Source organism: Candidatus Cloacimonas sp., from assembly GCA_035403355.1.
Classification (GTDB): domain Bacteria; phylum Cloacimonadota; class Cloacimonadia; order Cloacimonadales; family Cloacimonadaceae; genus Cloacimonas.
The window spans coordinates 1-21,598 of sequence record DAONFA010000018.1 but is presented as its reverse complement, the minus strand read 5'-3'; the positions used below and the strand labels follow the sequence as shown (position 1 = coordinate 21,598).

The 21,598-nt window shown below is 39.9% G+C and carries 22 protein-coding genes and 1 tRNA gene; 16 read left to right on the top strand and 7 right to left on the bottom strand.

The annotated features are described in order from the left end of the window. Nucleotides 1-105: 105 nt before the first annotated feature. The 4 genes from PLE33_05655 (at nt 106) to PLE33_05640 (ending at nt 4,265) form a co-directional block, all read left to right on the top strand. Complete coding sequence (locus PLE33_05655) at nt 106-1,125, top strand: hypothetical protein (GenBank protein HPS60729.1); 1,020 nt, start codon at nt 106-108, stop codon at nt 1,123-1,125. After that, nucleotides 1,122-1,859, top strand: a complete 738-nt coding sequence (locus PLE33_05650; protein ID HPS60728.1) for a polysaccharide deacetylase family protein — start codon at nt 1,122-1,124, stop codon at nt 1,857-1,859. The genes PLE33_05655 and PLE33_05650 overlap by 4 nt, the downstream gene beginning before the upstream one ends. A gap of 305 nt (nt 1,860-2,164) precedes the next feature. Then, nucleotides 2,165-2,241, top strand: a tRNA-Arg gene (locus PLE33_05645). 254 nt (nt 2,242-2,495) lie between these two features. After that, a complete protein-coding gene (locus PLE33_05640; GenBank protein ID HPS60727.1) occupies nt 2,496-4,265 on the top strand; it encodes an ABC-F family ATP-binding cassette domain-containing protein in 1,770 nt (589 codons plus the stop codon). Between the two features lie 765 nt (nt 4,266-5,030). Here PLE33_05640 and PLE33_05635 read toward each other — a convergent pair. From PLE33_05635 to PLE33_05615, 5 genes are all read right to left on the bottom strand, one after another. Further along, nucleotides 5,031-6,029 (bottom strand): tryptophan--tRNA ligase, encoded by a 999-nt coding sequence (locus PLE33_05635; GenBank protein ID HPS60726.1) that lies wholly within the window; start codon nt 6,027-6,029, stop codon nt 5,031-5,033. 4 nt (nt 6,030-6,033) lie between these two features. Next, nucleotides 6,034-7,356 (bottom strand): MiaB/RimO family radical SAM methylthiotransferase, encoded by a 1,323-nt coding sequence (locus tag PLE33_05630; GenBank protein HPS60725.1) that lies wholly within the window; start codon nt 7,354-7,356, stop codon nt 6,034-6,036. Then, nucleotides 7,353-8,603 carry a DUF1015 family protein gene (locus tag PLE33_05625; GenBank protein ID HPS60724.1) on the bottom strand — a complete coding sequence of 417 codons (1,251 nt, stop codon included), beginning with the start codon at nt 8,601-8,603 and terminating at the stop codon, nt 7,353-7,355. Before PLE33_05625 ends, PLE33_05630 begins: the two co-directional genes overlap by 4 nt. A 75-nt stretch (nt 8,604-8,678) precedes the next feature. Continuing rightward, entirely contained in the window at nt 8,679-9,068 is a 390-nt protein-coding gene (locus PLE33_05620; GenBank protein ID HPS60723.1) for a four helix bundle protein, read from the bottom strand. Between the two features lie 119 nt (nt 9,069-9,187). After that, nucleotides 9,188-10,459, bottom strand: coding sequence for a M18 family aminopeptidase (locus tag PLE33_05615; GenBank protein HPS60722.1), 1,272 nt, complete (start codon nt 10,457-10,459; stop codon nt 9,188-9,190). 179 nt (nt 10,460-10,638) lie between these two features. Between PLE33_05615 and PLE33_05610 the strand changes: the two genes are divergently transcribed. Both PLE33_05610 and PLE33_05605 read left to right on the top strand, forming a co-directional pair. Next, nucleotides 10,639-11,091 carry a hypothetical protein gene (locus PLE33_05610; GenBank protein HPS60721.1) on the top strand — a complete coding sequence of 151 codons (453 nt, stop codon included), beginning with the start codon at nt 10,639-10,641 and terminating at the stop codon, nt 11,089-11,091. A 13-nt stretch (nt 11,092-11,104) separates the two neighbouring features. Beyond that, nucleotides 11,105-11,269 (top strand): hypothetical protein, encoded by a 165-nt coding sequence (locus PLE33_05605; GenBank protein HPS60720.1) that lies wholly within the window; start codon nt 11,105-11,107, stop codon nt 11,267-11,269. Between the two features lie 277 nt (nt 11,270-11,546). Here the strand turns inward: PLE33_05605 and PLE33_05600 are convergent, their stop codons facing one another. Both PLE33_05600 and PLE33_05595 read right to left on the bottom strand, forming a co-directional pair. Then, a complete protein-coding gene (locus PLE33_05600; GenBank protein HPS60719.1) occupies nt 11,547-12,263 on the bottom strand; it encodes a DUF3307 domain-containing protein in 717 nt (238 codons plus the stop codon). 154 nt (nt 12,264-12,417) lie between these two features. Continuing rightward, complete coding sequence (locus PLE33_05595) at nt 12,418-13,089, bottom strand: SatD family protein (GenBank protein ID HPS60718.1); 672 nt, start codon at nt 13,087-13,089, stop codon at nt 12,418-12,420. Between the two features lie 260 nt (nt 13,090-13,349). Here PLE33_05595 and PLE33_05590 point away from each other — a divergent pair, with 260 nt between their 5' ends. From PLE33_05590 to PLE33_05545, 10 genes are all read left to right on the top strand, one after another. After that, the gene (locus PLE33_05590; protein HPS60717.1) at nt 13,350-13,538 is read left to right on the top strand and encodes a hypothetical protein; all 189 of its coding nucleotides are present in this window, start codon (nt 13,350-13,352) and stop codon (nt 13,536-13,538) included. A 114-nt stretch (nt 13,539-13,652) separates the two neighbouring features. Continuing rightward, nucleotides 13,653-14,132 carry a 6,7-dimethyl-8-ribityllumazine synthase gene (gene ribE / locus PLE33_05585; GenBank protein HPS60716.1) on the top strand — a complete coding sequence of 160 codons (480 nt, stop codon included), beginning with the start codon at nt 13,653-13,655 and terminating at the stop codon, nt 14,130-14,132. Beyond that, a complete protein-coding gene (nusB, locus tag PLE33_05580) occupies nt 14,116-14,583 on the top strand; it encodes a transcription antitermination factor NusB (protein ID HPS60715.1) in 468 nt (155 codons plus the stop codon). The genes ribE and nusB overlap by 17 nt, the downstream gene beginning before the upstream one ends. A 3-nt stretch (nt 14,584-14,586) precedes the next feature. Beyond that, complete coding sequence (locus PLE33_05575) at nt 14,587-15,501, top strand: glycosyltransferase (GenBank protein ID HPS60714.1); 915 nt, start codon at nt 14,587-14,589, stop codon at nt 15,499-15,501. Continuing rightward, on the top strand, nt 15,498-16,580 hold the full coding sequence (locus PLE33_05570; GenBank protein ID HPS60713.1) for a radical SAM protein: 1,083 nt from the start codon (nt 15,498-15,500) through the stop codon (nt 16,578-16,580). Before PLE33_05575 ends, PLE33_05570 begins: the two co-directional genes overlap by 4 nt. Before the next feature lie 3 nt (nt 16,581-16,583). Next, on the top strand, nt 16,584-17,993 hold the full coding sequence (locus PLE33_05565) for a PQQ-binding-like beta-propeller repeat protein (protein HPS60712.1): 1,410 nt from the start codon (nt 16,584-16,586) through the stop codon (nt 17,991-17,993). Between the two features lie 3 nt (nt 17,994-17,996). Further along, a complete protein-coding gene (locus PLE33_05560) occupies nt 17,997-18,665 on the top strand; it encodes a DUF4159 domain-containing protein (protein ID HPS60711.1) in 669 nt (222 codons plus the stop codon). Continuing rightward, the gene (locus PLE33_05555; GenBank protein ID HPS60710.1) at nt 18,662-19,396 is read left to right on the top strand and encodes a UDP-2,3-diacylglucosamine diphosphatase; all 735 of its coding nucleotides are present in this window, start codon (nt 18,662-18,664) and stop codon (nt 19,394-19,396) included. The genes PLE33_05560 and PLE33_05555 overlap by 4 nt, the downstream gene beginning before the upstream one ends. Nucleotides 19,397-19,428: 32 nt before the next feature. Next, on the top strand, nt 19,429-20,289 hold the full coding sequence (locus tag PLE33_05550) for a peptidylprolyl isomerase (GenBank protein ID HPS60709.1): 861 nt from the start codon (nt 19,429-19,431) through the stop codon (nt 20,287-20,289). Between the two features lie 82 nt (nt 20,290-20,371). Next, nucleotides 20,372-20,815 carry a pyridoxamine 5'-phosphate oxidase family protein gene (locus PLE33_05545; protein ID HPS60708.1) on the top strand — a complete coding sequence of 148 codons (444 nt, stop codon included), beginning with the start codon at nt 20,372-20,374 and terminating at the stop codon, nt 20,813-20,815. Nucleotides 20,816-21,598: the final 783 nt, after the last annotated feature.

Here is a 21,598-nt window from a genome sequence, read left to right as displayed (position 1 = left end):
CTATGTTTACAAAAGAGATATGATAAAAAAAAGAGCAGCACAATGAAAAGCAACAACCTACCTATATATTTGAACGGATATTACTTTCCGTTACAGTGAAATATTATGGCTAACAAGAGCATTAAATTCCTGCTTTTCTTTTTGCTGTTTGCCTGGTGTGCTTTTATGAACGGTTTGGAAGTTCCTTTATTCCTGAGTTGGAAATCCCTCAATACCGGTGCCTATTGTCCTAACCAAACAGGAAAGGAAATACACTGGAACGAATTTTATCAAATAGGATTTGGTATTGATTCCCTGGCTTATAAAGACCTTTTTGCCACAATGGAACTACGCAGCAGAGCCAATTTTATAGAGAATTATGTAGAATTATATCGCTTTGACCTTTCCTGGGCTAAAGAAAACCGGCAAATTACAGTCGGCTCTATTCCCTGGGGTTATGGATTACCCAATAAACTATATTCTTTTTCTCCTGTTTCTGCTGATCAGGATCAATACCGTTATCAGGCAACGCGTTTGAATAGAGTTCGTTTGGGATTTGGCTTTGCCGAAAACCTGATTGCAATTGATGTCGGGGGTGATAATCATAATCAGGCAATTGGAATGGTTACTTTTCAACGGCAGTATCCTTTTGGTTATTTTAAAGCTGCAGAAGAAATTAGAGCACAGGATAACCATTGGCAGACGCCTGTTTCTATCAGTTACCTAAACACCCAAATTCAAAAAGGAGACCTTGTTTTAGAAGGGCAGCTGGCTTTAAGCTTTCTTCCCAATTATGATGTAACTGAAAATCATACAACTACTTATGCCCTTGTAGCAGGTAACTATCAAATAGATAATTTAACCGCATTATTTGGCAGTGCTGAATATCTGGAATTGGAACCGACTTTAATGAGTTATCAACAATATAGAATAGCTTTAAGCCGTAAAATAAGCGTTTGTTCCCTAAATCCTTTTTACTATCTTGATTATTATGATAAAAGCACTTTTCAGAGAATTGGTTTGTCCTGGGACTGGCATTTTTGCCAAAACCAACGAATCGGATTATTATATTATATAGAAGGAAGTAAATTTCGGAAAGCGAAACATAATTTGGGAATTCAGGCAAATCTGGAATTGGGATTATGAAAAAGCCGTTATTTATTGTGATTTTGCTTTCTATGTTGCTTGGTTCCTGTAATTTCTTTACTCCCGTGGAAAGGAATACTCCTGTAATTTGTCTTACTTTTGATGATCAAAAAAGCGGAGTTTATACTTATGCTTTTCCTTTGATGCAGGAATATGGATATAGAGGAACCTGTTATGTAAATTCCCAATATCTTTATGGACCTAAAAATATGAGTTTAGCTCAAATTCGGGAATTGCATAAGAATTATAACTGGGAAATTGGAGGTCACTCTCTTCGTCACGAAAATCTGGCTGAATTAACTTACGAAGAAGCAGAATATACTATCAGTCAGGATTACTGGCGTCTGAATAATTGGGGTTTTAATCCCCGTTCTTTTGCTATGCCGAGAGGAAAATGCCCCCTGGAATATTATCCTGTTTTAACGGAATATTATACTTACTTACGAGGTAGTAATGATTACGCAATGCATATTCCTCTTAATGTTCAAGGGCTGGGTTATCTGGCTTATCAAAGTTCCTGGACGGCTGATATCTATAAAGAACGCATCCGCAGAGGGATAGCTAATGGAGAAGACCTCATTATTCTGGGTTTTCATTCTATAGAAGAACCGGATAATCTTTCTGGAACCAATTGTCCGGTAGCGGAATTTGAAGAAGTTCTAAACTATATAAACCATTTAGGACTGGAGGTTTTACCTCTTTCCGAGGCAGTGGATAAACTGAATAAAGAGTGAAGACGGAATTTGCCGAAGCACCGCAGGCGTTGGTGAACAGGTTAACGGGTTAACGGGTTAACAGGTTAACGGGTGAAGGGGTGAGTGGGTTAACGGGTGAACAGGTTAACGGGTTAACGGGTGAAGGGGGTGAGTGGGTTAACGGGTGAAGGGGTGAATTTTGTACCGGAGCTCGCTGAAGCTCCGCATAAAAATAAAGCGGAACAGCATCCTCCAGCTACCTTTTCTTCCTTATAACTTCAGTTCTTGGGACTTCTTGATTGACAGAATATCCCTTTGTAAAAATTAGGAACTATAAAAATTGCGTCCCTGTAGCTCAGCTGGATAGAGTGGCACCCTCCGAAGGTGAAGGTCAGGCGTTCGAATCGCCTCAGGGACGCCAGAAGGGTTAACGGGTTAACGGGTGAACAGGTTAACGGGTTAACGGGTGAAGGGGTGAGTGGGTTAACGGGTTAACAGGTTAACAGGTGAAGGGGTGAGTGGGTGAAGGGGTGAATGCCTTGTATAAATTCAAGGCAGGGATGCAACTAATTATATATGTTTATGTTAAAGTAATAAAAAGAATTTGCGAAATCTGCGAAAATATCCGCGTAATCCGCGGGAAACCAACATCGTGATTTGCGGGAAAAATAGATTATGAACGAAGTCCTGCTAACTCTGGAAAATGTATCCTGCCTTTATGGAGAGAGAATTATTCTCCAGGATCTCTCTTTGGGCATTCATACTTCCGAAAAAATAGGCATTGTAGGTATCAACGGAAGTGGCAAAACATCATTACTGCGTATTATCAGCGGTTTGATAAAGCCGGCAACAGGAACCGTTACCAGGCGTAAGAACTTAAAAGTATGTCTGTTAGAACAAGACCCGCAATATCATCCCGCGGTTTCTGTTTTACAACATACATATCCTCTGCAAGGTGAAATTAAGGACGAGTATCATTATAAATCCATTCTCAGCCGTTTAGGAATAAACAATTACCACGAAAAAATGGGAGAACTTTCCGGCGGGCAACGCAGAAAAGCTGATTTAGCAAGAGTTTTAGCAGCCGAACCGGATTTATTGCTTTTAGATGAGCCCACCAATCATCTGGATTTGGAGACCATTGAATGGCTGCAGAACTATTTGGTTAATACCTCAATAGCAGTTATTTTCGTTACCCACGATCGCTATTTTCTGGATGCGGTTGCCACCAAAATCATTGAAATTGAAAGAACAAGATTATATGCTTATGAAGGTAATTACAGTGCCTATATTAAAGGCAAGCTTATTCGGGCAACCGATAGTCAGCGTAAAGAAATCAGGCGTCAGGCACAATTAAAAAAAGAACTTGATTGGCTGAATAGGGGAGCAAAGGCAAGAACCAGTAAGCCCAAAGACCATATTGACCGGGTAAAAGAACTGCTTAGCAAAAGTTATCTCATCTCTCACCAGGATTTGGATATCTCTTTTCAAATTGATCGCTTAGGGAAAACGATTCTGGAATTGCATAATCTGAGTAAATCCTACTCTGGGAAAGCCCTTTTTACAGGTATTGAGCATAACTTTCAAAATATGGAAAGAATTGGCGTTATCGGTCCCAATGGCTGTGGCAAAACAACTTTGCTGAAAATAATTATCGGAGAAGAAAAGCCCGATTGCGGAACTGTGAAATCAGGTGTAAATACCCATTTTGCTTATTATAAACAAGATGAGGATAGTTTTGATCCCAATCTTACTGTCTATGATTATATAGCCCAATTTGCGGAAGTAATTAAAACCGCTGACGGAAACAAAGTTACTGCCACAGAAATGCTTAAGCGCTTTCTTTTTGACGGCAAAATGCAACAAATGAAATTGAGCGCTCTTTCCGGAGGCGAAAGAAAACGGCTCTATTTATTGAAAGCGTTAATGTTTGGAGCCAATTTTATTATTATGGATGAGCCCACCAATGACCTGGATATTCGCACTCTGGAAATTTTGGAGGACTACCTGGATGCTTTTAAGGGTTGTTTGTTAATTGTTTCGCACGATCGCTTTTTTTTGGACAGAACAGTGGACTATCTCTTTATTTTCCAAAATGGTAAATTGCGTAAATTTGCCGGTAACTATTCCGATTATTTATTGGTGCAACACTATGAACAGGAAGAAACAGCAGAAAAGAAGGAACCGCTAATTACGCGTCCCAAACGCATTGCCAAAGGATTGAGCTATAATGAACAACGGGAAATGGCATTGATAGAAAAAGAGATTGAAACCGCCGAAAACCAACTTCAGGAACTGGATAACAAACTGAACGACTTTGCCAAGTCACTAACTCCTAACGATTATACCCAAATCAGTGTCTCCCTTCAGGAGCTGGAAAATAAACACCAGAAACTACTTACGCGTTGGCTGGAACTAAGCGAAAAACAAAATGCCGGGAATTGAAGACCTATAGCATAAAATGCCTAATTTTTTATCATTTATCCCGTTTCCCTAAAGTCCCTAAGGGGCTTTTTGTTCAGGAAGAACGACGTCCTCGTCGTTCAAGCACAAGAAGAGGTTGACCAGGAGGTCAACCATCCGATCTCGCCCTAAGGGGCTTTCAGGAAAGGGGAAAGTGAAAAAAGCGCTCGGGGCTTACCTTTTACGAGGGGCTTACGCCACCATCGCTATTTTTGTGTCGCCCTAAGGGGCTTTTAGGCCAGGAAGAACGAAGTCCTCGTCGTTCATAAGAAACATCAACCCTCTAAACCTTCTCAGCATTATAAACTTTATTTTCCTTTTATGTCTTTTCAATATCAAAGGTATAATAATTGGGTTGCTTACCCGTTTCTCATTCCAAACCGATTCTTGTTTTTTGGTGCTATACCGGGGATGAGATTCCCGTGTCTTTCTCATATTGCGATACGGGAAAGATATGAGAATCATATCGGAGTGTTATTGCAAAAATTTCGGGATTGAAGGTGCGCGAAAAATTGCAGGTTAAAACATTCTACCGGTTACGATGTTATGTAGCCGGCGCTCGCTGAAGCGCCGCTTTTTTCCGGAAGAACGACATCTTGTCGTTCCCCTTGCAACCGAGTTATTTCTCTATTACCTTTTTTTCCGTAACGAAAATAGCTATAAAGGTGGTTGACAAGAATGTCACCATTGCGGAAAAAAAGCTATATAGGTGACTGACGAAAACATCAACCATCCTGTGCTCTCTGCCTATTTTCCTATCCCAATAATCTTTCTCAGCTGTTTTATTTTGTCCGAGGCAAGAATGCGGGCTTTTTCACTTCCTGCTTTTAGTGCGTTCCAGATAACATCTTGATTGTTTATCCAATAATTATAGCGTTCCCGGATTGGGGTTAATTCTGCATTCACAACTTCAAAAAGTTCCTGTTTTGCCTGACCCCATCCCAAGCCACCTTTTAAATAGCGGGAGCGCATATTTTCAATCTGTTCGGGTGAAGCAAAGTTTTTATAGAGGGCAAAAATATTTGATGCCTCAGGGTCTTTGGGTTCTTCCACTGTCTGGCTATTGGTTACAATGCTCATAATCAATTTTTTCAGTGCTTTTTCAGAGCAGAACATAGGAATGGTATTATTGTAGCTTTTGCTCATTTTGCGTCCATCCAAGCCAACAACGGTTTTTGTTTCTTCCTGAGCTATGGGTTGCGGAATTTTTAATGCCTGGGTCTTATACACAAAATTGAAGCTTTGAGCAATATCCTGTGCCATTTCAATATGTTGAAATTGATCGGTGCCAACGGGAACAAAATCTGTATCAAAAAGTAAGATATCCGCTGCCATTAAAATCGGATAGGTATATAGACCCATATTAACTCCGTCGTCAGGGTCTTTACCATTTTCCAAATTACTTTGCACGATGGCTTTATAGGCATGGGCACGGTTCATTAAACCCTTGGAAGTGAAAGCCATTAGTATAGTTAGCAGTTCAAATGTTTCCGGCACATCACTTTGACGGTAAAAAAGTGTTTTTTCGGGATTAAGCCCGCAGGCAAGCCAGGCAGAGGCAATTTCCACAGTCATATTTTTCAGTTCTACAGGGTCTTTACAGGCATTTAAAGCATGGTAATCGGCAATAAAATAACGCGCTTCACAGGTCTCGGAAAGTTTTAAAGCCGGTTTAATAGCTCCCAGATAATTTCCGATGTGGGGAATTCCAGTTGGTTTAATTCCCGTTAAAGCTATCTTTTTCATATACTTATTCCTTATTGCAATTTATATTAGAGTGAAAAATACTCATTATTTCATCTCCGATAATATCTACGATTTCCACATTTATAATAGGACTTCTATCTTCAGGAAGGTTATCTATATGGACACAGCCATCAATTTCAGGCGCTTGAAACCATAAGCGACCTGTAAATTGCTCGGTATAGGGTTGACATCTTTCTACTAAAGCGGGTTGAATAGTTCCCACATATTTTTCCAGATGTTTCTGCCTATCTTTTCTCAACTTATCTTCCCAATCAAACATTAAATTTTTGCCTTTTTTCCAGTCAAATTCATCGTAGATGTTAACGGAAGGGTCTTTGGATTCGGGAGAATAAGCAAACACACCTCCCTGTAAGATAGGAACTTCGGAAAGAAATTTGTCCAGCAGGTCTAAATCTTCCTTTGTTTCATTTGGATAATCAACCATCAAAGTAGTGCGGAAAACGGCATTAGGAACTTCTTTCTGAATATATTGAAAAAGTTCTTTCAATTGCTCATAGCTCTTTTTACGGTGCATTGCTTTAATGATTTCAGGGCTCACCTGTTGAATAGGTATATCAAAATAGGGCAGTAACTTAGGATACTTTTTCCAGAGTTCCGTCCATTCGCTCTCAAAGTTATCAGGATGCATATAGAGAAGACGAATCCAGTCATAATTTGTCTGATTATGCAATGCTTCAATTAGTTTAGGCAGGGCTTTTTCTCCATAAATATCGGTTCCATAAGTGCAGGTATCCTGAGCTATCAAAATAAGCTCTCTACCGTATTTTTGCATTGATTTTGCTTCTTCAACGAGGGTCTCAATCGGCTCTGAAACCTGTTTTCCTCTAATATATGGAATCATACAGTAGGAGCATTTATTATTGCAACCGTCTGCAATCCGTAAATACACATACTTTCCGTTTTCCAGATGAGTTCTTTCTTTGTAGGATAACCTTTTAGGGGCTATATAAGAAGGCAGAATATTATCCAGCAGATATTTTTCAAAAGCAGCAAAGTCCTTTAACGGAATCCAGGCATCCACTTCCGGAAATCCTTCTTTGTAATCCTCATAACCCCGATTCATTATACAGCCGGTAACTATTATTTTGACATCTCTATCTTCAGTGTGATCTATTATATCACAGAGTAAATAATTCAGTTCATCTAATGCCTCGCAGATAAAGGCACAACTGTTAAGTATAAACAAATCTGCTTCATAATAGTAATATGACTCAGAAAGACCATATTTCTTTAAAATCGTTATAAAACGCTCGCTGTCCACTAAATTTTTAGAACAGCCCAAACTTTCAAAGGTATAAGTAGTCATTTCAGTAAGTGAATAAATAATCCGCTACGCAATTTGGGCTCAAACCAGGTTGATTTCGGAGGCATAATTTCTCCGGCATCGGCAATACCTAAAAGTTCATCCATACTGGTAGGATACATAGCAAAAGCAACTGTTTCTCTTCCACTATCAACTCTTTTAACAAGTTCACCAAGACCTCTAATTCCACCGATGAAATCAATTCTTTGATCGGTGCGCGGGTCGTTGATGCCTAAAACGGGTTGCAGAAGATTATTCTGTAAAATGGAAACATCCAGGTCTTCCACAATATTTTTTTCATTCCAGGTTCCCGGTTTGGGTTCTAAACGATACCATTTTCCATCAAGATACATACTTATGTTATGTTTCTTTTGAGGAGCAAAGTTATTGCCTTCAGGAATGGGAGTAACATTCCATTTTTCAGCTATTTTGGCTAAAAATTCTTCTTTGGTTAAGCCGTTCAGGTCTTTAACCACCCGGTTATAATCATAAATTTTCAATTGATTATCCGGAAAGATAACTGCCATAAAATAGTTGAATTCTTCGTCGCCGGTATAATCAGGAAACTGCTCACGCTTTTTCAATCCAACTTTTGCTGCACTGGCAGTTCTATGATGTCCATCTGCTACATATAAATTCGGCAAAGAGGTAAAGGCATTTTGAATAGCTTTAATATCCTCCGGGTCATCCATCACCCAAAGAGTATGATGAATGCTGTCATCACTTATAAAATCATATTCCGGCTGCTTATTAGCCATAACTTTGGCTACTGTATTATCAATTACATCCTGATGACGATAGGTAAAAAATACAGGTGAAGGATGTGCATCACAGGCAGCAATATGACGAATGCGGTCTGCTTCTTTTTCTGCACGGGTTAATTCGTGTTTTTTGATGGTGCCGTCCATATATTCATCTACAGAAGTTAAACCCACTAAACCAATTTGAGCGCGGCCATCCATAACTTGTTTATAGATGTAATATGCTGGCTGCGCATCCTGTTTCATATAGCCATCAGAAACATATTTATAGAGGTTTTCCCTGGCTTTGGCATATACTGCGGGATCGTATAAATCCGTTCCCGATGGAAGGTCAACTTCGGGCTTTTCTACATGGAGAAAGCTTAAAGGGTTTTTTTGCACTTCTTTGCGTGCTTCATCTGAATCCATAACATCATAAGGCATTGAAGCAATTGCCTTAGCTTTGTCCGGAATCGGTCTTAGGGCTTTGAAGGGTTTGAAGGTTGACATTGTATTCTCCTTAATATATATATTTGTTGTAGTTGTGAAAGAGCGAGGTGGCGAGATGGCGAGATGGCGAGATGGTCATTTTGTTACTTTATTATTTCTGCTTTGAAGTTGATACTGAAGAGACCAAATCTGTTTACTAAGTATTTCTGCTTGAGCAAGAATTGGATTTATATCCGTTATGCATACAATTTCACAACGCTCAGATAACAATAAGTGGGTTTCCAGTTCTCGTAAACTACCTGAGGCAATCCTTAAATAATGGATAAATTCTTTACTCATTTTTCTTCCCCAGCCCTCTGCAATATTTGCAGGAACTGAATCAGCAGACCTTCTAATCTGGCTAACCATATTATACCTTTCTTCAGAAGGGAATTTTTTTGTTAACTTATAAGCCATTTCTGCTATATTCATACTTCTTTGCCAGATATCTAAATCACGATAACTTCTTATTTTTCCGTTATTCATTTTTTATCTCCATTGATGTTATTCTATCTCGCCATCTCGCTATCTCTCTAACTTGCCATCTCGCTATCTCGCCATCTCGCTGTCTCGCCATCTCGCTGTCTCGCTATTTCGCTGTCTCGCTATCCAAAATACCGTCTAAGTACTTTCACCAGGTATTTGTGGTCTTCAGTTCCACCAGTTTCTCTAATGGAATGCATTGCCCAAATTGGATTTCCGATATCAACTGTCTGCAATCCCAATCTTGAAGCTAAAATAGGTCCGATAGTAATTCCACTGGTAGCATCGCTACGCACTAAAAATTTCTGATAAGGAACATTTGCCTTTTCGCAAAGCTGAATAAAGCGATAAGAACTTTCTGCATCGGATGCGTATCTGTGATAAGCATCAAACTTAATTACAGGTCCTTTATTTATCAACGGAGCATAATCCGGTTCATATTTTTCGGCAAAAGACGGATGCCAGGCATTGGCTACATCGGCACTAATAAAAAAGCTGTTGCGCAAAGCCAGGTAAAAATCCTCTCTGCTATTGCTTTGGCTGAGGCAAATTCGTTCCAGCATTTCTTCCAGGAACAAAGAATCGGCTCCCTGAGGGGTCTGCGAGCCGATTTCTTCATTATCAAAAAAGATAGCTGCAGCGGTCTTTTGCGGCTTTTCACATTGAAGAATGGCAGAAAGAATGGCATGAGCCATAGCCAGGTTATCAAGTCCCTGTGAAGCAATCATTTCCTGCTGCAAACCGATTTGAGCTGCCGGAATGAAGTCATATAAATAAAGCTCTGTTTCGGCAATTTGTTCTTCCTTAACTTTCAGTTCTTGCGCGATTGCTGAATAAAGTGGATTTATACCGTTTGAACTAACACTTAGGATAGCATTTAACTGGGTTTGCGGATTATAGGCAAAACCCTTATTAACTTCCCGGTTCAAGTGAAGAGCTACATTAGGAATAATGGCTACCGGCTTTTGAAAATCCACATATTCTACTCTATAGCCCTTAGCTGTTTTAACAATCACTTTTCCGGCAATGCCAAGTTCACGGTCTAACCAAGTGCTGATAATAGGTGAGCCATAAACCTGCACACCAATTTTGGTAATCCCTTTTTCGGTTTTTATACTTTGAGGTTTAAGTTTGAGACAGGGATAGTCAATATGGCTTCCGGCAAGGTTAAAACCGCCTTTTGCAAAGTTTTCGCTGCCCGTTATGAAAGCTAAAATAGCCGTTCCCTGGCGTTGGAGATAATATTTTCCTCCGCTGCTCAATTTAAAAGGTTTATTTTCAGGAAGGCAGATAAAACCTGCCTCGTTCAATCTTTTTTGAATTTCCCTGCTGGCGAAAAAACTGCTTCTGCTGCCAGAAAGGAAAGAGAGGAAATCCTTAATTAATATATCCATTATTAAGCTCCAATTTATGTTTCTTTATGCCAGATTTTTCAGCTTAGCTTTCGTGTCAAGCGGGGGAATTTAGAAAATAATTTTAGTTTTGTCACCAAGCTCCCATTTTTGTCACCCCCAATAAAAGTGAAGGCAAGTTTTCCGGAAACGCCTAAAGAAAAAAAAAAAAGGAGACAAAAATGAAAGTAAATTTCAAGTACGGAATCCGAACCTATTCCGGTTCGTTGGATGAAATAACCTATGCCAGCTATCGTAAAAATACGATTTGCATAGGTCGCAAAAAAGTTAAACCGCGTATAACCGAAAACAATACCCTAATTGGTTCTAAAACCAAAAATCTTGCTGCTATTTATGCAAGTATCTCTGCCCCTTACAAGCAAGAATTGAAACAATACGCACAGCTGAATACCGCAAATGTTCCCAAAGGCAATCTGCCACCCAATGGCTACGCTCTTTGGGTTAAAATGATGTTCAACTTTGAAAAGAGCGATCCTGAACACATTGATCTGACAACCTTAACTTACACCGATTTGCAAACCGTTGGCGATAGCATCATTTCCATCGCTTCAGCCGTCACTAACGGCTTTCTGGCAAAAGTTCCCGGTGCTGATACATTAACCGCCAATATGTAAAAAAGGAGAAAAAATGAACGATAACAATATCCTGGTAAAAGAACTCGCTACCCGCATCAATCAACTTGTGGATATTCCCTTGATTAATGAGCAGAATGAACAGGTATTCTTTGAATTGGTGCTCTCTATCCTGCTCGGTATCTTCCTGGATGAATTAGATAAACAAATACTCAAATAGCTATCTGTTGCCTCTGAATATACAAACCCCGGTTGGCTGCCGGGGTTTTTGTTTCCCGCAGAGTTTGTTTCCCGCAGATTACGCAGATTATTTTCACGCAGATTACGCAGATTACGCAGATTTTAATAATTAGAAGGGATAAGATGGTTGAGAGGGTCTAGATAAGATGGTTAAGAGGGTTTAGGGTGTTGGGATACACTCTGCTCTCAGCCCTCTACCAATAAGCCCGTAGGGCGATACATTGATAGCGACGGTGGCGTAAGCCCCTCGTTAAAAGTTACAATAATTTATTGAACAGTAATGCAATAGACAACGCCCAGGAATAACTTACTAAGGTCCCCACCAGGATATAATTACTATAATTTTCTGTATTTCTATCTTGTATTTCGGGTAAGCGCATTAGTGATTTTGCAGCGATCAGAAAACCGATTAACTCATAATGCCCGATCAGGACAGCAATAGTAATTAAAAACCGTTCGCTCATACCAATTAATCGGGAAGCTTGATATTGATGGTTATCTTTTTCATACACTTCTTTCAGGATAACTTTTAATATGCTATCGGTGAAGAAGATGCCTCCGAAAACAGTGACAGTAAACAGGATCAGATACTGTAACAGCAAATCAACAAATAATCTGTTTACGCAGGAAAGAATATAAATTCTATCAGGCAGAGAAATAAACCAAACTGCTAAGATAACAGTAATAATGTGAATTATCTGGTCAACCAGAAACAGCAGCCATTCCTTATTATCCAAAAGTGGATGCAGTAAATTCTTTCCGTAGTCCACAACTCCATGCAGAAAAGCCAAAATCAGGAGAGTTAAAATGACCTTAGCTGATAGTAGATTTGCCGTAAAAATAAGCATTACAGCTAAATATATCAGGCAATGTAAAACTAAACCCCAAATATATTTTTTGCTTTTAATCAGCCAGCCGTTCTGGAGTAAAAAATCGCTCACAAATAAAGCTAATAATAAGCGCCAGAGAAGCATTATTTACCTTCTTTATCAGTAATTAGATATTGCAGGAAATCCACCCGTCCTAATTTTTTAATGAACCCCCCGGTTTTGGTTGATTTTACAATAGTCAACCATATATGGTTGACATATAGAAAGTCAATCATATTCGGTTGACCTATAGTAAATTTCAACATTGAACATCTTGATTTTCTAAAGGTATCGGTGTGCAAAATAGATCCATAGCTTGAGTAAATAAATTCCAATTTGCTCTTTTTAACAAACGATCAACATTTTGCTTGCTAACTCCTAAGTTTTGGGCTGCTTGCTGATATGTTAAACCTGTAAGAATTTGTTTTATAGCTTTTTTTTGATCATAGCTATGAGACCTTTCTAAATCATCACAAAAAGCGAGAACCGTATTGTAGCATTTATCCAGGAAGGGATGGTTGAAATACACAATACTCAAGCGTTTCTTATTAACTGTCTCAGCAAAACTATTCATTGCATAACGGGAATTATGATAAGCGCTGCCATCCATTTGATAGCTGTTGCTTTTACCTTCAATAGTTCTTGTTCCAAATCCGATACCTGCCCTGAATAGAGGAATCGGTTCAATTCCACATAACGAAAGACGATTTCTGAAGGTAAAAAGAAAGTGATAAAAATAGGGAGAGGATTCCATACTGAATTGAAATTCATCACCCTGGGTTACAGAAAAAGACATATAATCCGCTTGCGCTTGAGGGATTATTTTACAGGCATATTGAAATGATTCGCTAATTTGGGTTTCCAATTGCTGTCTTTGGTTTACACCATACACCCTGGAGCGGATTATGTCACATGTTAGAACCGCTATCATAACTCTATCCTTCAGGCATTTATCTTTTTGTAACTTTTTATTTCTATCAGTATAGGATGTCAAGAAAAAAGCTAAGGATGATTGGGATGGTGAACATTTCTAATTTGACTTCTGTTAGTTAGGATTTGTAACTATGGGAATGAGTTATACCCAATCAAATTATGTTTCCAGCAGAGTTTGTTGCCCGCAGATTACGCAGATGATTTTCACGCAGATTACGCAGATTATGCAGATTTTAATAATGAGAAAGGATAAGATGGTTGAGAATACCGGAAGGTGGACATCTTGTCAACCACACCAATCTCTTTGTTTACCTTGCCTATAGCGAAAAAAACAGGTTACCGGAAGGTGGATATCTTGTCAACCACCGCTTACGCTTTGTAACCTATAGATTACTAACTTTGGGAGGGACAGGGCAGATGAACCTCCCGAAGATTTTACTTGAATAAATTACAGCAGTTCAAATAATGGTTTTTAATGCTAAATTGTATATCAGAAGATGAATACAGGATACGGACAAATACTAAACCTCATCTATTTTTCTAATATGAAAGGAGTATAAGATGAAAGTTTTAGAAGGAAAACTAATTTCCAAGGGCTATAAATTTGCTCTGGTAGTAAGTCGTTTCAACGAATTTCTCAGTTCCCGTTTGCTGGAAGGAGCTTTGGATTGTCTTAAGCGCCACGAAGTTAACGAGGAAGATATCAGTGTGATGTGGGTTCCGGGAGCTTTTGAAATACCTTTGGTAGCCAAAGAAGCAGCTTTACAAAGTGATATTGATGCCGTTATCTGTTTGGGAGCTATCATCAGAGGCGCTACTCCTCACTTTGAATATATCAGTGCGGAAGTTACCAAAGGCATTGCTATGGTTGGTTTGGAAACCCGCAAACCGGTTATATACGGGGTATTAACTACGGATAGTATAGAGCAGGCAATTGAGCGTTCTGGAACGAAAGCCGGTAACAAAGGTTTCACGGCTGCCAGTTCCGCTCTGGAAATGTTAAACCTTTTAGCAGCGATGAAAAATGGGGCAAAGGCGTAAAGCTCGCGAAATGGCTATTCAGTGCCTCTATTCTCTTGAATTTTCAGAGATAGAAGGGAGCTATCGCGAATACGGTTTATTAAATGAATACACCGATATCTTGCTCTCTTTGGCTGAGGGGGAGAATATCCATTCGGATTCTCCGGTTTACGCATTTGCCGAAGAACTGGTTAAAAACACCATCATAAACATTGAGCAGATAGAAGGGGAAATTGATAAACTTGCCGACAACTGGGATTTGGAAGATATCGCTATGCTGGACCGCAGTATTTTATGCCTTGCCGCTTACGAGCTTTTATATACTGATACTCCGGCTGCAGTTGTAATCAACGAGGCGATTGAGATAGCCAAAAAATTCAGCTGCGAAGCATCCGGCAAATTTATCAACGGTATTCTGGATGCTTTGCACAAGGAAATAAAACAAAGACAGCAGGGGAATTTACCTACATAATTTATGGATAAAATTAGATGTTCCGTGGGAGTTTTTGCTCATAACGAAGCAGGCAATATCATTTTGTTACTGGAAGCGATTGAAAACCAGGAATTGCAAGCAACCGAAATCTGCGAAATAATTGTCGTTTCCAGTGCCAGCACCGATGGAACAGACCAACTGGTAAGCTCTTTTGCCGAAACCCATAAAAATGTAAAGCTTCTCACTCAGGCAAAAAGGGAGGGTAAGTCCTCTGCCATCAATCTGTTTTTAGCCAATATGCAGGAAGCAATAGCCGTAATTATCAGTGGTGATGTTATTCCTGACCGAAAGACGATAGAGAAACTGGTCTCTGCATTTAAAGACCCTGAAATTGGTGCTACGGGAGGGCGTCCTGTTCCCGTGAACAGTGAAACCACCATTTTGGGCTATATAGTTCACCTTTTATGGCGTTTACATCATCGGATGGCACTAATTTCTCCTAAATTGGGAGAGATGATTGCCTTTCGGAAAGTGATGGATAGCATTCCTAAAGATAGCGCCGTTGACGAAGCCAGCATTGAAGCAATCATTAGAGAGAAGGGCTTGAAACTGAAATACATACCCTCCGCCATAATCAGAAACAAAGGAGCTGAAAATCTATCTGACCACATAAAACAGCGCCGCAGGATTCAGAACGGGCATTTGTGGTTAAAGGATCATCAACACTATAAGGTTGTTTCTCAGGATAGCTGCATTTTGCTGAAGGTTATCATTCAAGAATTACAGGATAGACCTAAAAGCGTTTTCAAGCTTATTCTGGCAATTCTATTAGAAATTTACTGTCGGTTGCTTGGCAGCTGGGATTATTATGTGCAAGGCAAAAATCCTTTTACCTGGGATATTGCAAGTTCTACCAAGAACCTTAAGCAACATCCCGAAGATAGGGTTCGGAAATGATTTATCTGGTTATACGCATCATCGGTTATTGGCTGATGAAGAATTTGGGCTTTCCTCATCTGATGCCAATGAATTACACAGTCAGTTTACTTTATACCTGCAATTCGCGTTGCAGCACCTGTAATATTTGGAAAAAGCAAGCAAAAAATCTGACCCTGGATGAATACAAAAAGATTTTTAAAAGCATCGGTAAATCCCCTTACTGGATTACTTTCAGCGGAGGCGAGCCATTTTTACGCAGCGATATTGTAGAAATTGTTACCACCATCTATCAAATTTCCCGTCCCAAAATTATTAATATCCCGACCAATGGTCTTTTAACTCAAACCATTATAGAGAAAACAAATGCCATAGCGGCTGCCTGTTCCAAGGCGCAGATAATTATTAATGTATCTATTGATGGAATTGAAGAACAACACGATAACATTCGCAATATTCCCGGGAACTATAAAAAGGCAATAGCTACTTTTAACGGTTTGAGGGCACTTAAGCATAAAAACCTCAGCGTTGGCATTCATACTGTTATTTCCCGCTTCAATGTAGATAGTTTTCCTTCCATCGCTAATGAATTGATGCGCTTAAAGCCCGATAGCTACATTACGGAAATTGCGGAAGAAAGAGTGGAACTGGATACCATTGGAACAGATATTACTCCTTCGCTGGTTGCTTATAAAAGTGCCATAGATTATCTTATTCATCGGATAAAAAACAGCGAATATAAAGGTATGAGCAAAGTAACTATGGCTTTTCGCATTGAATATTACAATCTGGTGAAACGAATTATGCGGGATAAGAGACAGATTATACCTTGTTATTCAGGAGTTGCCTCGTGTCAGATTTCTCCCGAGGGTGATATTTGGAGTTGTTGTATCAAAGCTAAGTCCTTGGGAAACTTACGCAAGACCCGTTACAATTTTAAAAAAATCTGGTTTTCAACTGTTGCGGAAATGGAACGCCGCTCAATTCATAAAAAGAAATGCTGGTGTCCTTTGGCAAATGCAGCTTACACGAATATGCTGCTTCATTTTCCTACTCTTATGCGCGTTTCCTGGCGCAGTTTTATTCGTTGGTGGAATTAAAAGATGATTTCCTTACAAAGTTTGCAGGCATCTCCTCCGCGCAGTATTTGTGAATACAAAACCACAAAGGATGGGCATTTTGCCTGGTTTTTGCTTACCTGGCATCCGGAAAAGGATAATGTGCTGGAAGAAATTGTTGCCGAAATCAAACTGGAAGTGCTCAATTCCAAAGTTTCCACTCTTTCGCGTCTGGAAGTTGAGAAATGGCTGAAACAGTTCTTTTCTGAGCTGCATTGGAAACTTTACGGTATTCTGCGGAAAACGCAATTGCAGGAAAAGGGCATCTCTCTCTTTTTTGGCGTCCTTTTTGATAATGAACTATATTTTGTGCAGTTTGGCAGGATATTCTGTGTGTTGGCGGATAGTAAAAAAATAGCCCCTGTAGGACGGGACTGGAAAAACTTTCAAGTTCAATCCCTGGAAGGGATGCAGTTGCTGGGTTTAAATGCTCAGGATATAAGCATCAAGCCCCGAAGGGTTTACATTGACAGCAAACAGCATCTGATAGTTCTTTCCGGAGAATTGGCACATACTGTTTTCAACAGCGTGAACGAGCCAGCTGCCATAGATACTTTACTGGAAACTTATGCCACGGAAGATAACCCTCTCTGGCTGATTTTGGAAGGCAAAGAGGAACTGACGAAACAAAAGCGGAGAAAGCTTTCCCGCTTGCAGGTTACCAGCATCATTTTAATTGCCCTGGCTTTACTGGCTGCATTATATATGATGTTAGGTAATCGGATTCTGGATCAAATGATTCATAAAACACGCCTTTCGCTTAAAGAAGAAAAACTCCTGCGGTTGGAACAAATTCCCGCCAACCTGAATATTACCAGCGAGAACTTGAAAAAATATATGGATAAGCTGGTGAATATGCCGGCAAGAAACATCTCCTTAAGAATTGCCTGGAGTACAGAATTGCCTTATGATGTCAGTTTATCGCCATCTTTTTCCTTAAGCACGATTTATCTGGTTTCTCATAACCGCTTAAGCGCTTACGACAAAAAATCCCGGCAATTACTCTGGTCTAAATTACTGGCAGATGAAATTCGCACTACAACTATCCATCAGGGCGTTCTAATTGTGTATCTGGCAAATCAGCAAATTCTGGGATTAAATGATGATGGTCAGCAACTCTGGCAACAGCATTTGCCTACGGAAAGCATTACCGGTGATCGTTTCATTCCCTGTATTATTAAAAATAGCGATGATCCCCGTTTGGATAGAAGCATTATTGTTATTCCTTCCAAAAGAGGCATCAGCATTCTTGATCCTGTTAGAGGAGAAACGCTTAGCAGTTTAACTTTGAAACAGGATTTAAATGCTTTATCCGTTTATGATAGTTTTACCAATTGCTTTTATGCGGTAGTAGATGATGCGGTTTTATGCATAGAATTGAAGATAGTGAATTAAATTATGCAACGCTACCTGATTATTATTTGCCTGTTTTTCTGTCTGCCTATATTAGCGGTTGTTGAAACCCCGCTAAAAGTAGGTTTTACCCGTTTACAATATGACGGAGGGGGAGATTGGTATAACGATCCGGAGGTCTTATCCAATTTAGCTAAATTTGCCAATTTGGCTATGGGGGCAAGTTTTCCAATTGACCAAAGCGTTGTAAAAGCATCCGATGCCAAGCTGTTTGATTACCCTTTTCTATATTTAACGGGGCATGGCAATATCAAGTTTTCTGATAGGGAGATTGAGAACCTCAGAACCTGGATGCTGCGAGGGGGTTTTTTATATGCCGATGACGATTATGGAATGGACGAATCGTTCCGCAGGGAAATAAAACGCATTTTTCCCGAACGAGAGCTTTTGGAATTAGACCCTTCTTTTCAACTATATAACTGTTTCTTTGATTTCAGTGCGGGTTTGCCAAAGATTCACCTGCACGACGGCAAACCACCTCAGGCGTTTGGTATTTTTGACGATAACGGGCATTTGATGTGTTTATATACTTACGAAACCAATATCAGTGACGGGTGGGCTGATCCCGAAACCCATAACGACCCTCCCGAAGTGAGAGAAAAAGCTCTTAAATTTGGAGTTAATATCCTCTATTTCGTAATGCACAAACAATGAAAATCATCGCTCTTTCCGATTGCCACTATAAATTTCACTGCACTGCAAGCGCCGATAGAGAAAGTGCGTTAATCCTCATCAGTTTTTTACGCAGTATTGCCGGAAAATATGATTTGATGGTGCTTTCGGGGGATATTTTTGATTTCTGGCTGGAAGGCAGATTCACCATCGTAAAACAATATTTCCCTGTGCTTTGTGCTCTTGCCGCTATCAAAGAAAGCGGAACCCGCATAATTTACATCAGCGGAAATCACGATTTCTGGTTCGGAAACTTTTTATCCACCTATATTGGCTGTGAAATTCATCCGGATGGCTTTACTCTTAATACGGATGGTAAAAAAATCCGTTTTGAACATGGCGATACCCGCACTTTCAACGATTTACGCTATCAACTTTACCGGAAAGTTATCCGCTGGAAAGCTATGCGGAAAATTGCTTCCCTGTTGCATCCCGATTTGGCTTTAACTATTGGCAGTTGCTTTTCCCGCACCAGCAGACAAAGGAAAGATAGCCAGGAACTTGTTGACAAAAAAAGCAAGGGCTTAAAAAATTACGCCAAATGGCTGATTGAACATAAAAATGCTGATATTGTTGTTTTGGGACATAGCCACCAACCCGTTTTGGAAAGAATGGGACACGGCTATTATCTGAATTGCGGGGATTGGCTTACCCACTATTCTTATGTGGAAATAGATGCAGGAAAGCCAACCCTGAAAGAGTATATAAGATAACACCACCGAGAATAATGCAAAGGAGTTATATTATGGTGCATCTAAACAGAAACCTTATTCCGATCCTGATTGCCTTTCTGATGATTGCCGTCAGCATCGGATGCCAAACAAAAACTACCCCGGTAGAAAAGCCAACGGAGCAACTTATGAAACAAACGGATAATACACCGGTTAAGACCAAAGTGGAAATGGAAACCACTTATGGCACCATTGAACTGGAACTTTGGGATAATCTTACCCCTAAAACCGTTCAAAATTTTGTGAAACTTGCCCAAAGCGGCTATTACAACGGCTTATATTTCCATCGGGTCATTCCTGATTTTATGATTCAGGGTGGCTGCCCCAATACGCGAGATAAAGACCGTAGCAATGATGGACGCGGTGGTCCCGGTTATACATTTGAAGATGAATGTTTCCGGGATGGAAACGAAATTATCGGTAAAATAGATACCAAGAAGAAGGCAGAAGCTGTTTGGGCTAAAATTATCCTTCCCCACCTTAAAAATAACCGCACTCCTAATGAAGATATTGTTGCCATTGCCAAAGAATGTCAAGCAGCACAAAATATTGAGCCCGTTATGAAGCACGACCTTAAGTTCTATCAGGAAAAAACCGGCAATATGGATAAGGTCTATGAACAGGAGTTAATTGCTCCGGTAAGCTATGGAACTATTTGTATGGCAAATTCAGGACCTAATACCAATGGCAGTCAGTTCTTCATCGTTACTAAAAAAGATGGTACACCCTGGCTGGATGGCATACATACAGTTTTCGGGAAGGTTACTAAAGGAATGGAAGTAGTTCATAAAATTGAAAATCTGCCTCGCGATAAAAGCGACAATCCCAACCTTGAAAATCAGGCATATATAACCCGGATTTCTTTTCCCAAATAAAAGCTGAAATGTGCCTCACCAAAGATTTTACAGGGTAAACGGAGCTCACTGAAGTTCCACCAATAAGAGAGAATAATTAGCTATGGCTCGCGCAAACGAATCCGCCTTGCAACAGGAAATTATGGCTTGGATTAAACAAAATCAGTATGCCTATCTGGCAACTGTAGATAAAAACCGCGCCAGAGTTCGTCCCGTTGTTCTGTTTATTTACGATGACCGCTATTTTGTTACTACTTTCAGCGGAGACGCCAAGGTGAGCCAAATTCAAAATAATAAAAATATAGAGGTCTGCATTCCGCTTTACGAAGAAGGTCAAACGGGCTATCTTCGTTTAAGCGGAATTGCCTCTATTGTTCATAATGCAACGCTTAAGGCAGAAGCGTCTGAGCGTTGCTTCTTTTTTGATGACTATTTTTCCGGCTATGATGACCCCGATTATACGCTTATAGAATTAGATTTTGACTATGCGGAATACTTAAGACCCGGCGAAAGCTATAGTCAGGGCTGCAATTTGAAACGCTACTAATTGAGAGGGTTGAGAGGGTTGAGAGCAAAGGGCGCAGAGCAGAGGGCAGAGGGATACTTTCCGGAATAAACGAAGTCCTCGTCGTTTCCTGTCCTCAATGTAATTTAAAATTCACGATTTAAGCGGTGGGAAGTTTTGACTCACAATTTTCACCTGCCTTCAATGAAACCACACCCCACACATTTTGTTCACTTACAACCGTGCTACAACTGGTTTCCAAACCGAAATATTGTGAGTTAAAACAAAAACCTTGCACACTGGCAACCAAGCTATACATACCCCTCAAATTTCACAATTATGAAAGAATGTCCTTCTTCACATTTGCAGGGTTGGGTTGGAATTGTTTAGAAATGGTGGCTTCGGAGCGGAATTTTTGTTTTAACTCTAAACCGAGCTTCAGCTTTGACAGTATCGGACAAAAGACAAATATTCTGTTACCTCTGCATTTTGTTGCAACCACAGAAGAATCGGTTTAGAGTCAAAACAAACAGCTTGTTTTGACTTACAATTTTCACCTGCCTTCAATGAAACCACATCCCATACATTTAGTTCACTTACAACCGTGCTACAACTGGTTTCCTCATTTCAAAATTGTGAGTTAAAACAAAAACCTTGCACACAGGCAACCAAGCTATACCAACCCCTCAAATTCCACAATTGTGAAAGAATGTCCTTCTTCACATTTGCAGGGTTGGGTTGGAATTGTTCAGAAATAGTTGTTTCGGAGCGGAATTTTTGTTTTAACTCTAAACCGAGCTTCAGCTTTGACAGTATCGGACAAAA